Annotated in this window: 9 protein-coding genes, 1 tRNA gene, 1 pseudogene and 1 riboswitch; of the genes and pseudogenes, 2 read left to right on the top strand and 9 right to left on the bottom strand. The window is 60.4% G+C overall.

Annotation, left to right across the window (positions count from 1 at the left end; all coding sequences use genetic code 11):
- The first annotated feature begins 77 nt into the window (after positions 1-77).
- On the top strand, positions 78-590 hold the full coding sequence (locus GOB94_RS13375; RefSeq protein ID WP_255483964.1) for a metal-dependent transcriptional regulator: 513 nt from the start codon (positions 78-80) through the stop codon (positions 588-590).
- Between the two features lie 7 nt (positions 591-597).
- Here the strand turns inward: GOB94_RS13375 and GOB94_RS13370 are convergent, their stop codons facing one another.
- From GOB94_RS13370 to GOB94_RS13340, 7 genes are all read right to left on the bottom strand, one after another.
- Entirely contained in the window at positions 598-3,033 is a 2,436-nt protein-coding gene (locus GOB94_RS13370) for an Orn/Lys/Arg decarboxylase N-terminal domain-containing protein (RefSeq protein WP_182276378.1), read from the bottom strand.
- Positions 3,034-3,106: 73 nt separating this feature from the next.
- Positions 3,107-4,036, bottom strand: a complete 930-nt coding sequence (locus GOB94_RS13365) for a hypothetical protein (RefSeq protein ID WP_182276377.1) — start codon at positions 4,034-4,036, stop codon at positions 3,107-3,109.
- A gap of 128 nt (positions 4,037-4,164) precedes the next feature.
- Positions 4,165-6,681 carry a TonB-dependent receptor gene (locus tag GOB94_RS13360; RefSeq protein ID WP_182276376.1) on the bottom strand — a complete coding sequence of 839 codons (2,517 nt, stop codon included), beginning with the start codon at positions 6,679-6,681 and terminating at the stop codon, positions 4,165-4,167.
- 36 nt (positions 6,682-6,717) lie between these two features.
- Positions 6,718-6,972, bottom strand: a riboswitch (cobalamin riboswitch).
- A gap of 66 nt (positions 6,973-7,038) precedes the next feature.
- Positions 7,039-8,622, bottom strand: a complete 1,584-nt coding sequence (locus GOB94_RS13355) for a radical SAM protein (protein ID WP_182276375.1) — start codon at positions 8,620-8,622, stop codon at positions 7,039-7,041.
- Between the two features lie 283 nt (positions 8,623-8,905).
- On the bottom strand, positions 8,906-9,739 hold the full coding sequence (locus GOB94_RS13350; RefSeq protein WP_182276374.1) for a DUF1223 domain-containing protein: 834 nt from the start codon (positions 9,737-9,739) through the stop codon (positions 8,906-8,908).
- A gap of 75 nt (positions 9,740-9,814) precedes the next feature.
- Entirely contained in the window at positions 9,815-10,795 is a 981-nt protein-coding gene (locus GOB94_RS13345; protein WP_182276373.1) for a quinone oxidoreductase, read from the bottom strand.
- A gap of 15 nt (positions 10,796-10,810) precedes the next feature.
- Positions 10,811-11,794, bottom strand: a complete 984-nt coding sequence (locus GOB94_RS13340; protein WP_182276372.1) for a glycosyltransferase family 2 protein — start codon at positions 11,792-11,794, stop codon at positions 10,811-10,813.
- A gap of 75 nt (positions 11,795-11,869) precedes the next feature.
- Between GOB94_RS13340 and GOB94_RS13335 the strand changes: the two genes are divergently transcribed.
- Positions 11,870-11,946, top strand: a tRNA-Arg gene (locus GOB94_RS13335).
- A 576-nt stretch (positions 11,947-12,522) separates the two neighbouring features.
- Here the strand turns inward: GOB94_RS13335 and GOB94_RS16925 are convergent.
- Entirely contained in the window at positions 12,523-14,025 is a 1,503-nt protein-coding gene (locus GOB94_RS16925) for an AAA family ATPase (protein ID WP_255484428.1), read from the bottom strand.
- Positions 14,026-14,448: 423 nt separating this feature from the next.
- Positions 14,449-15,287 (bottom strand): annotated as a pseudogene (gene mobF / locus GOB94_RS16920) (MobF family relaxase); the annotation flags it as partial.
- Between the last annotated feature and the right edge of the window lie 304 nt (positions 15,288-15,591).

Here is a 15,591-nt window from a genome sequence, read left to right as displayed (position 1 = left end):
CAACCAACAACGAAGGCCCCGGATTCGTCCGGGGCCTTCGTCATTTCGCGCGCATCGGGAGTCGATACGATCTACACTTGAAACCGAAGATGCCCACCGCCACCAAAGCCACGCCTCGCAGACACGCCCGCGTCCAGAGCGAGTCCGTCGACAACTATCTCAAGGCCATCTACACGCTATCCGGGGATGAGCGGCTGCGCGTCGGTAGTTCGTTGCTGGCCGAGCACCTCTCCATCGCGCCGGCTTCAGTCACCAACATGCTGCAGCGACTCGCGGGCGAGCGGCCCACGCTGGTGGAATACCAGCGCAGCCGGGGCGTCACGCTATCGGCGACAGGGCGCAGGCGCGCACTGGAGATCGTACGTCACCATCGCCTCATCGAGACCTTCCTCTTCGAGGTACTCAACTATCCCATCGACGAGATACACGACGAGGCCGAGAAGCTGGAGCACTTTATCTCCGAGCGGTTCGAGGCGCGCATAGCCGAAGTGCTCGGCAACCCCACCAGCGACCCGCACGGACACTGCATCCCCACACTCGACGGCAAGCTGCCACCGACGCACGGCAAAAGCTGCAACTGCGGCCTCTGATCGTGCCTCAGCGCTCAGGCGCGATCTTCGTCGTCCCGGGAACTGGCGGCTCATCGTCACCGGGAAGCGACTTCTTCTTACGCTTCACAGGCGGCGCCGAACTGGGCGGCTTCTGCTTGCCGCGGCCGTTTCGCTTTGTGCCTGGCGTCTCAATCACCGCGCGCATCCAGTACTCGCCATGCTCGTCGATCTCAATGCCATGCGTCTCGCGCTCGAAGCCCGGGAAGCGCTTGCCGAACTGCTCCATCGCCAGGATCAGGCGGATCACCGGGCTGTCCGGACCGCCCAGCCGCTCGCCCGGCATCGACATCGGAATGCCCGGCGGATACGGCACCAGCATCACCGCCGCGATGCGCCCGGCCATCTCCGCGAACTTCACCTTTTCGGTCTCGCCGGTCAGCATCTTCTGGTAGGTCTGCGAAGGCGTCAGCACCGGGTCGAAGTCCTCGTCGCAGGCGGCGTTCACCAGCCCCGCGAGGTCCATCTCCTTCATCGCCTGGTGCATCTCGTCGCTCAGTTCCTTCAGCGTCTGGTTGCGGTACCGCGCCGGATACTTCGACACCAGCTCCGGCAGCGCCTCTTCGAGCGACGCCTCCGAGTCATACAGTCGCTTGAACTCGAACAGGTTCTCCAGCAGCGCGCCCCACTTGCCCTTCGACGTGCCCACGCTGAACAGCACCAGTACGGTGTAATCGCCCGTGCGAGCAATCTCCACGCGGCGCCCGTCGAGGAACTCCGTCAGAATCGCCGCTGGAATTCCCCAGTCCGCCACGACGCCCTGCGCGTTCACGCCCGGCGTCAGGATCGTCACCTTCGCCGGGTCCAGCATGCAGTAGTCGTCGGCGATGTCCTCGTCCTGATAGCCGTGCCACTCCTCGCCGGGCTTCAGCGTCCAGCAGCTTGAGCGGTTGGTCAGCGCGCCGTCGGGCGCATCCTCCAGCAGGTAGCGCTCCCCGTCGAGGGGATCGACCACATACTCCGGCTGATAGAGCCGGAAGAACCAGCCCTCCTCCGCCTGCCGCAACCGGTGCGCAATCGAACTCATCGCCTTGCGGAAGCTGATCGCATCCTGCAGCGTCTCGCTCATCAGCGTGGGCCCAGCAGGTTCATCCATCATCGCGGCGGCCACGTCGATCGACGCAATCAACGGATAGAACGGGCTGGTGCTGCCGTGCATCATGAACGCTTCATTGAACTGGTCGTAGTCCAGCGGCGCGCGCGGGCTCAGCTTCACATGCACCATCGACGCCATCGAAAACGCCGCCAGCATCTTGTGCGTGGACTGCGTGGAGAAGATCGCCGGGCGGCCCGGCATCTCATCCGGCACGCCCATTGCGAACCGTCCCTGGTAGATGGGGTGGAATTTCGCATACGCGTACCATGCTTCGTCAAAGTGCACGCGGCCCACGCTCTTCGCCAGCTCCTCCACCACGCGGTTCACGTCGTAGCAGAGCCCATCATAGGTTGAGTTCGTCACCACGGCGTACGTCGGCACCTGGGAACGCGCGCCTGCGGAAAACGGGCTGCGCTCAATCAGGGCCTTTACGTTCTCCGGGCTGAACCGCTTCACCGGCACCAGCCCGATCATTCCGTAGCCATTGCGTGTCGGCTTGAAGTACACCGGCCTCGCGCCAGTCACCGTCAGCGAATGGCAGATCGACTTGTGGCAGTTCGCATCGGCCAGCACGATATCGTCCTGAGCGATCACACCATGGCCCACAATCTGGTTCGAAGCCGATGAGCCGCCCAGCACATAGAACGTCCAGTCCGCCCCGAAGATGCGCGCCGCATTGCGCTCGCTCTCTCCCGGAGGCCCAAGGTGGTCCAGCCACGAACCCAGCGGCGACGTCGAGATACCGAGGTCCGAACGCATGATGTTCTCGCCGAAAAACTTGTGGAACTCCATACCCACCGGATGCTTCAGGTAGGCCACACCGCCCATGTGTCCGGGCGCGTCCCAGCTATAGGCCCCCTGATCGGTGTACTTCTTCAGCTCGCGGAAGTACGGCGGCAGAAGCTGCTCATGATATCGCTCCACGGCGAAGTCTACGCGGTTGGCGATGAACGCGGGCGTGTCGCCGAACAGGTGGATGTACTCATGCACCTGCTTCACCACTTCCAGTGGCAGGTCGCTCACCAGGGTTCTGTCAGCGATGAGGAAGATAGGAATCTTTTTATTGCGGCGACGCACCGCGCGCAGGATCTTCAGTGCGGCCTGCTCCGTAAACTCGCCTTCGCCTTCCAGATCCCAATCCAGCAGGATGGCGCTGTACGAAGGGTCGGACGTCACCAGCGAGAGTCCATCATCCGGCGTAGAGGTGCGAACCACCTCATAGCCTTCTTCACCGATGGCCTCCACCAGGCGCTCCATCGCGCGGTCGGACACGGAGTCCGTTCCGCCCACCTCACTCGCAATCAACAGTACCCAACGACCTTCGCTCATACACCTCTCACGTCCCTGTCTATCCTACAGAAATTGGGGGCGCGAGAGGTGTACGTGCGGTTAGCGAAAGGCCTTATTCTGAGACACCGGGGCGGACTGCCTCCGGGGCGATGATCTTCACTCCCGGCTGCGTCGTCGTCAGCTTGATCTGTGTCAGATCGTTCCGGCGACTTCCGCTGGGTATGGCCATAAAGCTGACCGTGTAGCTCTCCAGCATTGCCTTGCGGAACTGGTCAAGATACGGCCCGATCGACACCGGCGGAATGGTGCCCTGGTTGAACGAGATGCCGCCCGTAGCCTCCGCTACCTGCGACAGATAGCTCTGCCCGCTGAAAGCGCCTCGCCGCATCCGCGCATCCGGGAAGTAGATCGAGTACACCGCAACACCGGCGCGCTGCGCATCTTCCTGCGCCGTCTGAACATAGGGGCTGTCCTGGTTCATGATCGACGTGCTGCCGTTATAGGGGTCGACGCCATTGGTCAGCAACAGCACCATGCGCGGCCCAGGCTCCTGCGAAGGCCAGTTCTTCACCAGCGTGTCCAGCGAGAAGTACGGGCTGCCGCTAATGCCGCGTACGGAGAACGGGATGCGCAGCTGCTGCACAATCTCCTCGTGGTTTCGCGTAAAGCCCTTGCTGATAACGGTGCCGTTCTGCATAAAGCCGAGCATCACGTTCGTACCGGGAGGCAGTTCATTCAGAAACTGCTCCATCTCCTTCAGCTGCAGTGCGAAGGAGGAGCGCAGGCCGTCATCGACCAGGATGGCCACTTGCGCATGCGCGGGCACCAGCGGCGTTACCGCGGTGATCGGCGCGTCATGCCGGTTGACCTTCAGCTTCAACATGGCGGGGTCCAACTGTTCGCCGTGCTTGCTCGTAATCGTAATGAGTGCGGTCGTCGGCACCGGGCCCTCGGTGGGCGCCTCCTGGCCTGCGGCGGCCAGGGATGCAACAGTAAGCGCTCCGACCGCAACAGCCGCATAGAGTGTTCTACGTGCATTCATGGTCTTCCTCTTCCTTCCGTCCGATAGGACGTTCGTTCTCAGCCTGCAAGCATACATGCCTACACTGAATCAGACGCGATGGCCTACCCCCGCGTTGCAGAAACGGGCCATCCTTGCTCCAGTTGCGCTTAGTTACCGCCCAATCGCAACTTTAGCCCCATCCGAAACGTTAAAGGCAGACCGGGGTAGCCAATCGGCCCAATATGCTGGTCGTTGAGCAGATTGTCCACCTGCCCAAAGTAGGTAAAGCCGTGCTTCAGCGCATACATCACGCTCAGATCCAGCTTCACATACCCAAAGTCGAGATCGCGGTTCGGCAGCAGCAGTGTGTTACCGCCGTTCACGTCCTGATAGTCCAGGAACGTCGAGTCGTCGCTCCGGCTGGCCATCGACGCGCGCAACGCCGTATTCAGCTTCTTGTGCGTGTACTGCACATCAAAGTAGCCCGTGTGCGGTGCCCTCCGAAATGGCCGTGCGCCCACCAGCGGGCTCTCCGCGCCAATTGCGATCGTCGGGAAGTTCGGGTTCACGGTCGCATAGCCCTGGCTCGCCGCCACGGCATCCGACGCAAACGACTGCAGCACTCGCGCATCCAGGTACGTGTACCCGCCGCGCACCAGGAAAGCCGGCTTCGGCTGCCACGTCAGCTCCAACTCCGCACCCTGCGCACGGAACGCCAGCGAGTTCACATAAGCGTCATAGATCGCGGCCAGCGGGCATGGGTTCTGCGCCACCGGACACGGAATATTGAAGTACGCCAGCAGGGCCGACCCACCAACAGCTTCCAGTTGGCGGTCGAAGACATTGTGGAAGTACCCGGCCTTCAGCGTCAGCTTCTCGCCAAGGATGTTTTGATCGACACCAACGTCATAGGTGCGAGAGCGTTCCGCCGTCTGCGGCCCAATGTGGTAGAGCGCAATATCGGTGGTATCACCACTGTCCAGCAGTTGCGTGTACAGGCTGTTGTGCTCCAGAGCCAGGGTCGGCTCCTGAACGCCCGTGGCTGCATTCGCGCGCAACCGTGTGCCGTGGAAGGCCTGCGTAGTGGGCCGCACCGCGACGTAGCTCAGGCCCAGCCTCGGAGTACCCGCGATGCCGTACAGGTGGTTCTTCTCCACCGCGCCGCCAGCCGAGTAGAACAGCCGGTTCCAGTACTCGCCCTGGAACTGCAGGTTGTACTCGAAGTTCGTGCGCTGCGTGTTGTAGGACTCGAAGAACTCCGGATCGTTGAAGCCCCCGCGCTCATTGTCGTAACGAAAGCCGAACAGCGCATTGAAGTGCGGCGACAGTGACAGGTCGCTCTGGTAGTACAGCTGGTCCCGGTTCGACGACTGGTCGCTGGTCGAACCGAAGATATCGGTCTGTCCCGTCACCGTATATCCATTGGCTCCGCGGATCGTGACTACGTTGCCAAAGTACTCGGTGTACTGATTCGGAGTCCCTGCCTCATAGGTAATCGGTATGCCTGGCTGGCCGTACTGATAGATCTGCTCCCGCTTGCGCGCGATGCCGTAACGCAGCAGGTTATGCCACACCTGCTTGTAGCGGTTCTCCACCGTGATGCCGGAGTACAGGTCTTCATCGGCCTGCTTGGCCGTGTTCGGCAGAGCGAAGAAGTTCTGCGGCCCCGGCAATCCCGTCGCCGAATCTGCATTGTGGATCGTGAACCGTATCTGCGTGTTGCCGTTGAAGTCGTACCCAATGTTCGCCGCCGACGTCGCCGAGTGATATCTGTCCTCGCGCACCGCGTTCGACGTGTCGAACCGCGAGAATGCGCCGTAGTAATCCAGCTTCTGCAGCGTGCCACCCAGCGTCACCTCGTTGCGCCAGGTAAACAGATTGCCCGCGTCACCGGAGTACGTCACGACCGGCGAGGGCGTTGATCCGCGCGGTGTCGAGATGGCGACAACAGCCGCACCTGCATCCGTCCCATAGATCGCCGAGTCCGGCCCGCGGTAGACCTCAATCCGGTCGATCGCCGTCGAGCTCACCGTGCCGTAGTCGAAGGTGCCTCCGACATCGTTTGCAGGAATGCCATCTATCGTCACCAGGTTCGCGGTCGAGTTGCCGCCGCGCAGAAACAGGCTCGTCACACCGCCGGTCTGCCCAGTCTGCACCACGAACGCGCCCGGCTCCTGTCGCAACTCATTGCTTACGCCGATGTCTGTCGACATCAGCGCACCCGGCAGCACCGTCACCGGAGCAGTCAACTGCGGCAACGGCGTCGGGATGCCCGTCGCGCTCACCGAGATGTCCTGCCGCACAGTGTTGGTCGCCAGCACCACGTTCTGCGCCAGCACGTCCTTCAGGCCGGCGTAAAAATCCGTGCCGACCGATGGCAGATACTGTGGCGAGAGCCCGATCAATGTGAAGCGGCCCGCACCGCTGTAGTCGATCTCGTATTTGCCGTCCTGGTCAGCGAAGCCGAAGGCGACGACCTTCCCATCTTCCACCAACTGCACGCGGCCGCCCGGGATCGGCGTGCCCAGCGCATCGGTCAGGCGACCGTGCACAGTAACGGCCTGCGCCGTGGTGGCCGCAAGCGAGAAGGTAAGGGCAAGTAAAGAAGCGCGGCCTGCAAGGCCCACGCGCTTGGGAAAACTGGCAGCAGACCGCACTTGGGCCCGGCTCAGCAGACGTACCATAACAGTTCTCCTCCGCTCCCCCGTCGGGAGCGTGGCAGGCTAGGATCGCAGCGGAACCGGTCTCCTGACTGGCGCAGTTTCAAAGCGGACCCAGCGTGCGAACTTCCCTTCCCGGGCGTCTCATTGGTTAGACGCCCAGTGGGCAGCTCCGGGTCAGCTTCACCTCTCCGCACGCAGGAACAGCAGCAGGAGAGGTGTGCACATCACAGTTGCGGGGCAGTGGCGGAGTCTCACCGCGCTTCCCGAACATTCCTTGCGGTAGCGTTGGATGAACAGAACAGTGCCACAAGAGGCGCACTGCAAAAACTTCGGCAATACCCTAGTGTATCGTGCGTCCGCCCAAATCAAGTACACGCCCTAGTCGCGATGAATGATAAAAGGTGACTCCACAGGCACTACAGCAGCAAAGGCAGGCGGCGGTACGATGGGCATCGCCCATAGGGGCGACCGCAGCTCCGGCATCGGCTTGGCCTGGAAGAGCCGCTTGCACTGCCGCGCCATCCAGCGGGCCGTCGATTTGGACTTCTTCCGCCGCGCGCTGTCCGTGGAGATGCCCGTGCCCGCATACATCTGCCGGTAGAGCTTGGAAAGAAACATGAACGCGATCCGCGCCTTCAGCGTCGGTGTGCAGGCCGACCGCTGCCATACCGAGCTCCAGTTATAGAACCGGTCCCAAACGCGTTGCGTGCGCTCACTGATCTCCGTCGAGCTCATCGAAGGATGCGGTGTAAACATCTTCGGCCGCACCTCCGTAGGGATCAGCCAGTAGCGTGTGATCGGCACATCGCCCACCAGCGTCGGGTCCAGCGACTGCTCCTTCTCCCAGCGCCCAAAGTCGATCGTGCCGGGAAACGGCGTCATCATCACAAACTGCGCGAAGGTCACACCTGCCTTCAACGCCATCTCCACCGTCGCGTCGAACGTAGCAGGCTTGTCCGTCGGCAACCCGAAGATAAACGAGCCGAGAACGTGCACGCCATGCTGCTTGAACGTCTGCAGTTGCTTCGCCAGTGCATCGCCGGAGTAGTTGAAGTCCTTGAATACCGCCTTCAACCCCTCGGGCGTCACCGCCTCCACACCTACCAGCGCGCCCTTGATGTTGGCGCGACGCATGGCATCGAGATACTCGCCATCCTCGCCTGCTTCCATCGTGATCTGCGTGAAAAAGACCATGTCCTTGGGCAGCTTCGACAGCTCTTCCATTAGCTGAAACCGCTCTGCGCGGATCGCCGTCAGCTCTTCGAGACGGGCCGCGTTGTTCTGCTCGCGAGCCAGATGCAAATCAGTAAGCGTCACCGGATAGAAGTTGTCGTCAGCCAGTGCGATGAAGCGGAACCCGATGCGGCGCAGACTGATGATCTCGTCGATCACGCTCTGAAACCGTCGCTGGCGGGGCTGCTGTCCGTCGGTCCGCCACACGCTGCAGAAAGAGCAGTGCTTGGGGCAGCCGCGGATCGTCTGCACCGAGGCCCACATGTACTTCTCCGGACGGATCAGGTCCCAACGAGCCGCCAGGAACTCGCTTCCGCCGATGCGGCCGCCCTCGTACACCTGCCGTGGCGTTCCCGCCAGGCAATCCGCCACCGCTTCGCCCCAGATGATGTCGCCGTCGCCCTTCACAACCGCATGCGCCTGACCTAGCTCAAGCGCCTCCTCGGGAAACAGCGTCGCATGGATGCCGCCGTACACCACCCAGGCGCCTCGCTCTCGCGCCATGCGCCCCACCGCATAGCCGCGCAGAGCGTTGCCGGTGTGCACACTGATGCCGACGATGTCACCGGGCATGATACTTTCAGGCACCACCTGCTCGATCGACTCGTCGACGAGGATCGGTTCACCCGCCGACGTCGGCGTCGCCGCAGCTAATACAAATAACCAACGCGGTGTAATGACCGCCGTACCAAAAGAATTGTCACTGGGATTTACAAGATGCACGCTCAAAAAGGGTCGCCTTCCGTCCTGCGGTGGAGTAGCTTCCGTGAGCGTATTCACAATGGGTTGGACGGGCGGCTGATCGAGAATGCCGAGAGTCGCCGATCGCGGATCATCCCGCCGGCCGTATGTTCGCTATCATACAGTTCTTAATGTGACGGCCCGAACAACGCAGGGCGTTTCTTATGATGACAAAATAGAAATCTTGCTGGATTCGCGACCCGCATTTTGCCTCAACCGGGCCATCGAAAGACACTTAGGCGGCATACCGCCGTCCCGAAGCCACCAGTCATCAGCGAGCCAGTAGCGTACCCAGCCGCGTTGATGTCTCGCTGGCCTGCGCTGGGTCCCCGTTCGGAAGCTCATGGCTCAGCAGCCCGACCACGCGCCCCTGCCCCCGCAACTGTGCCACCAGTACCAGCCGGCGTCCCCCCTCGGCCTGCGTCCGCAGATCTGTGGCCATGGGAATACTTACCAGCGTCTGCTCGCCTGCGCGCAGCACGACGCCCATTCCAATGCGCCTCGCCACGGCCACATGGCTCAACGTGCGCCCCGCATTCTCGCCATGCGCAACGCTCGTCGTATCGCGGTCGTCGGCCAGCACGGCGTACACCTCCGCACCGCCCACAGGAACATTGCCACTCACCGTAAACATCACCGAGAGGTTCTTCCCGTTCGGCCGCGACGACATCACATGGAACGCCAGCGGCAACGGCAGCGCCTGTTGCTGAACGGCCTTCAGTACCGCGCGCCCATCGCTGCCCAGCGTCTGTGCCGCGCCATTCACCACCACCTGCGGCGTGTAGACCTCATCCGCTGCAAAGCGGTTGGCATATTCGTTCTGACGGTCCGTAAAGAACTGCAGCGAGAACGGATCGGTCCACCCCAGATTGTTCCAGTAAGTCACATGCTCGCTCAACGCGATGATCTGCTGCCCCGACGATGTTATCTTGCCATCCAGCTTCGCCAGCAGTGCATCCGCAGGAGGGCAGCTCGAGCAGCCCTCTGAAGTGAACAGCTCCACCAGCACCGGCGTGGCCTTCGCATCAGGAACCTGTGCGTTCTGGCACAGCGCCACGTTCAACCCTGCAACCGCCAGCAACAGTGTGAGCCCAGTCTTTATCATCGCGTCTACTCCCACCATTTAGACACCAGGACACACCATAGGTTACGTGAACATCAACACACGCGAAGCAGAACCTCAGGGCAGGATCAGCACTTTGCCCGTCGTCTTCCGTCCGCACAGATCGCGGTGCGCCTGCGCTGCGTCTTCCAGCTTATAGCGCGCGCCGATGCGCACCGAGAGCTTCCCGCTCGCAACCCAGCCAAAGACCTCGTTCGCGCGCCGCTCCAGCTCCTCGCGCGTCTGCACGTAATCCTTCAGCGTCGGACGCGTCAGGTACAGCGACCCCGCCATCAGCCGGATCGGGTCCATCGGTGGCACCGCGCCGCTCGACGCGCCATACAGCGCCAACAGCCCGCGCGGTCGCAGGCACTTCAGCGAGTCCTCAAACGTCGTCTTCCCCACCGAGTCATACACCACCGGCAGCCCCTTGCCGTCCGTGAACGCCTTCACCGCATCGGCAAAGCTCTCCTGCGTGTAGAGCACAACCTTGTCCGCTCCCGCTCCGCGAGAAAGCTCCGCCTTCTCCTCGGTCGAAACCGTCGTGATCACCGTCGCGCCCTGTCCCTTGCAGACCAGCCGTTTCGCCATCTGCGTCAGCAGCAGCCCCACACCGCCCGCGCCCGCATGCACCAGCACCGTATCGCCGCTCTGGATCGCATACGTGCTGTGCGAAAGATAATGCGCGGTCAGCCCCTGCAGTAGCACCGCTGCGGCCTGTTCCGTGCTCATGCCCTCCGGCACATGCAGCAGATCACTCGCCGGAGCGCACGCGTACTCAGCATAGGTGCCACGTGTTCCGTTCCATGCCACGCGGTCGCCCGGCTTGAACCCGCTGACTCCCTCGCCAGCTTCAACAACAACCCCCGCAGCCTCCTGCCCTGGAATAAACGGCAGCGTCGCAGGATACCGGCCCTCACGCAGATACGTGTCGATAAAGTTGACGCCGCAGGCCTCGATCTTCACCAGCACCTGTCCCGCTGCGGGTTGCGGTATCGGCAACTCCTTCAGCTCCAGTACTTCAGGCCCACCCGTCTGCTGAATCTGAATCGCGCGCATCGTTTTCACTATCCTCTATCCCCTGTCCTCTATCCCTTGCTCTACAGGCTTCATCCGCACAATGCGGTCCACCGCATAGGGCGAGCGCTGCGCCTGCGTAAAGAAGTGCCGCACCTGCAACTCACCCAGCAGCCCCACTCCAATCAACTGGATACCCGCCAGGATCAGCACCGCCGCGATCACGAACCACGGCCCATGCTCGCCGATTACGTCATGCCCGCTGATCAGCTTATACGCCAGCAACCAGAGGGCGATGCCCGCGCCGCCGACCTCCGCCAGCGCGCCAATGCTGCCGAAGAAGTGCAGCGGCCGCGTCATGTACTTCAACAGAAACCGGATCGTCAGCAGGTCGAAGAACACACGGAACGTCCGCGAGATCCCATAGTGGCTGCGCCCCGCCTCACGCGCGGGATTGGAGATCGCCACCTCGCAGATACTCGCGCCATACCAGCTAGCCAGCGCCGGTATGAACCGGTGCATCTCGCCGTACAGCGGAATATTCTGGATCACCTCGCGCCGGTAGCCCTTGAACGTCGTGCCAAAGTCATGGATATCCACGCCGGAGAGCCGCGCCATCAGCCAGTTCGCCACGCCGGACGGGATGCGACGCATCACCATATTGTCCGCACGCTGCGCCCGCCAGCCGCTCACCACGTCGTACCCCTCTTCCAGTTTCGCCAGGAACAGTGGAATCTCCGCCGGGTCATGCTGCAGGTCACCGTCCATCGCCAGGATGAGCTCCCCCGAGGCGTGGTCGAACCCTGCCGCCAGCGCCGAGGTCTGCCCGAAGTTGCGGCGCAGCTTCACCAGCAGCACGCGCGAATCCACAGCCGCAATCTCCTCCAGCAGCCGGTACGTGCGGTCGCGCGAGCCGTCGTCGACAAACACCAGTTCGAAGCTGGAGGCGACCTGCTCCATCACCTCTTTCACGCGGTCATAGAGCTTCGTGACGTTCTCTTCTTCGTTATGGAACGGGACGACAATGGAGTATCTGGGCACGGTTTGATTTTACCTCGCAGATGCCGAATGCCCCTTAGATGCCGTAGCGCTCTCCGGGATACACTAGAGAACGTTGGCCCGGTAGCTCAGTTGCATAGAGCAGCGCACTCCTAACGCGAAGGTCGCAGGTTGGACTCCTGCCCGGGCCACCACATATCTCCAATAAAATCAATAATTTGCCTCGAAGAGCGGATCACGAGCGTCTTGCGTGTTTTCAAAATTGGGATACTTTTGGGATACTTTTGCAATGAATCATATGCGACCCATTGCAGTCTTATGCACCGACGTATCGGAATCCCAAATTGGGGTTATGCCGGAATGCGTTCAGCTCACGATACGTTCAGGATGATCGCAGCGAGCATATTTCCGAAGGTCCGCTACTGGAATGAGAACCCGCCCGCCGATTCGCCGCGTAGGCAAACGTTTCGATGCCACAAGGTAGTCCAGCCCACGCTGGCTAATTGAGAGGAGCTGCGCTGCCTCTTCACGGCTCACGAGCAGTTTGTCTTCCGGTGCAACAGTCACCCGTTGTGGAGGCTTCCTGCGATCCGCCTTGAATGATGGCTCCTGCGGCGACAACTTCAATCCACCACTCTCGAAATCAATGACCCGCTCTGCCGACATAGTGTTATCCCCGATACAAGATTTTCGTGCTCATTCTGAATCTGCTCCGTTTTCAAATACGACTTGCTTTCCGACACTCCCTTATCTCTCAGCACATACAGTATTTAAAGGCTCAACCCGAAACCCATGCTCAACTCTTTGTCGTGCGCGGGCGCTGGCACGATCTGCTGCTGCGGTAGGGCAATAGCCTGTTCCGGCTTATAGGCGCTCTGATGCGAAACGTCATGGCCCAATGCCTTTGGCAGCCTCTCCAGACTGTCTGTAAATATCTGCGCGTCCCATTGGCCACGCGAGATCGACACATACGCCATGCGGCTATTCAACAAGTCCTTCGCGCCAAGCTCCGTGTCCGCATGGACCAGCACTCGCTCTGCGGTTTGTCCCTGGCTGGAATGGCTTGTGACGACATAGCCGTGATCCAAGTGAGAAAACCCTTTTACTCCGCACTCGACGCTGCGCCCACTATCCAACTTCAACTGCATCGCGCCGTGCGCAGTGATGCTTTCGATACTTGCCAACTCACGGTTGGCAATCTTCAACTCGCGATTGGGTGCGGTGAACTGCACGCGATCACCCACAGAAAACTCCTTTTCTTCCGCTCGGTAGACGGAGACGCCCATCTGACGGCGTGGGTCGTAGGTAGTTTGCTCTCCAGTGCCGCGCAGAACGGTCAGCATGTTCTCCGGCCCGTTCACGGCAACTACACGCGCATATTCTCCTTTACCGATGCCGGTCTCTTTTGAAGTCCGAGAATAGTGCAGTATGTCGTTGGTCTGATACCGCTGTGCCCAACTGCGATCCGCACCCGTCAACTCCTGCCGGGGCACAAGTATCTGCATCGCATATTCCCCCTTGGACACGACCCCTCGCGCTTGCAGTTCTCTATGAATCGCGGTGTTGATCTCGGCGCGGGAGCGATTGTCTGGCGACACAACGAGCGTGCTTTCAGGCGAGGCCGCATACTCGCGTGCTATCGCTGCGATCCGCGCTTCACGCCCGATCACTTCATGCACCCGGCACTGGATGTCGAGGCTCTCGATTGCCGCTGCAACATGCCCACGCGCCAACATCTCAACCACCTCTTTCAACTCAGGATCACGCTGGCGCAGAATCTCATCAAGCTTCACAGTGTGCATCCCCGCTTCTTGAAGCTGTGCAAATGGACGGCCAGCCTCGACGCCTTCATGCTGCCGTACATCGCCTACAAGCAACACGCGATCATTCCGATGAAGACACGACAGGAAATCGTGCATCTGGCGTGTAGACGCGAGAGAAGACTCATCCAACACATAGAGCCTCTTTTCTCCCGTGTCTGGTCGCTCACCCCTGGCCAGATGATGCTGAAGCGTTGATGTCTTCATGCCAGCCTCAGACAACTTCTGTGCTGCACGGCTTGTTGGCGCAAATCCCTCCACAAGGTAGCCCTGCGCTTCAACGCCTTCGCGAATAACTGCGAGCGTCGTCGTCTTTCCCGCGCCTGCGACACCGTCTAGCCCTACAACCTTCTCTCGGGTCAGGAAAATATCATCGACAGCAGCAAGCTGCGACTTGCTCAACTCGAAATGCGCATCCTCTGTACGGATTCGCAGTATCGGCGACACCAGCATGGAACTCTCATATCTGCTTTCATTACTTTTCTGCACAAGACCGACGATCTCGCGCTCCATACGAACCATCTCGGCTGTTGTGTATTGGGGCGCGGCCCTACCATCTGAGCGTTTGACCTCACGAAACTCCCCACTCTTTATCCTCTGCCGAAACTCCTGGCGAACCTGACTGTACGTGGCTTCGCCCATGCTGCGATCCATAGCTGCCTGCAAGATGCTGCGCTCGTCCTGCACCGCTGATCGCTCGAAGACGTGGTTGCGCGAATATGTCATCGACTGTTGGGCTGTTTTCTCCGGCTGATGTTCGATTTTGCGGCCATGCTCCCGCGCTTGCGCTACGACCTGATCCGGTTGATTGCCGAACTTCGCCGCAAGTTCACGGTGCCGGTCGAGCACTTCTTCACGCGAGAGCAGGTCTTTACTGTCTCTTGTGCGATGCGCTGCAACCTGGGCCGCGCCTGCGCCTTCACGCCCAATCTCTTGAAGATGCTCTATGATCTGCGCACGTCGAGGACTTGATGCCTCCAGATACTCCGGCGAGTACCCCTTGATTTCGGGCTGTCCATGTTGACCGCGCTCGATCTCATAACCAAGCCCTTGTAGCCGCACCGCGAGCTCTGAGCGATATACACTCGTCGCGTATTGCTGCGACTGAAAGAGACTGCGCTCCTGCAAAGCGCGGGTCTGGCCGTTCTCGCGCTCCGTGATGTTGAAGATGACAGCATGGGTGTGAAGCTGCGGTGCCGCATATCCATCAACAGGCCGCGCCGTATCATGCTCGAAGGTTGCTGCGATGAACTTACCCGTTGTCTCAGGCGCATGGATATTGCCGATGCGAGCCTGTGTGTAGCGTTCCAACTCATAAAGCGCAACACGAACACTTTCACGATGTACGTCGCGCACGCGTTCATCGCCACCCACGAGTGCAGTAAGAGAAACGGACTTCGGTGCAGAAAACGTAGCATCCCAACCTGCACGATGTTCCGCGCTTGTGATCTGCTTGCCGTATTCGTTCTCGTAGGTCTTTGCTGGCTGATGCCTGACGAGTTGCACGGCACTCTCTGGATGCTGCCTTCGCTCAACCGTGCGAACTGCTCATCAGCTACAGAGCCACGCAAACCCCAATCACGCGCAAGCTCTCCTTGCCATTCACTGTGTCCCTGTCGATCACGGCTCCAGTAGTTCTGCTTCTCAGACGTGAACTCTCTCGCATGGTAGGTGCGGGCCTGCGTAGCCGACAGCGCTTTGGAGAGAGTCAACATGCGTATAAGCCTCAACACACGAACTGCAACATCTCGCAACTGCTTGATGCATAGCGTAACTCCAAATGTGGAAATGTGGGACGTGATTTCAAGAAATATTTTCGACGCGACAGCTACTAATACCCGCATGGATATTGAATGAAACCACTATTGCACTTCTAATTCACTGTGTATAAGTGGGCCAATGCGATCTCTTCTGGCAGACATAGAAGTACACGAATGCACAGATACAAACAAAGTCAATGAAGGTCTCTTTGAGACTTGAATGTCACAGAATATTGAAGGTCGCAATGGTGCGCTTTGA

Source organism: Granulicella sp. 5B5, from assembly GCF_014083945.1.
Classification (GTDB): Bacteria; Acidobacteriota; Terriglobia; order Terriglobales; family Acidobacteriaceae; genus Granulicella.
This window is presented reverse-complemented; position numbering and strand designations above follow the sequence as displayed.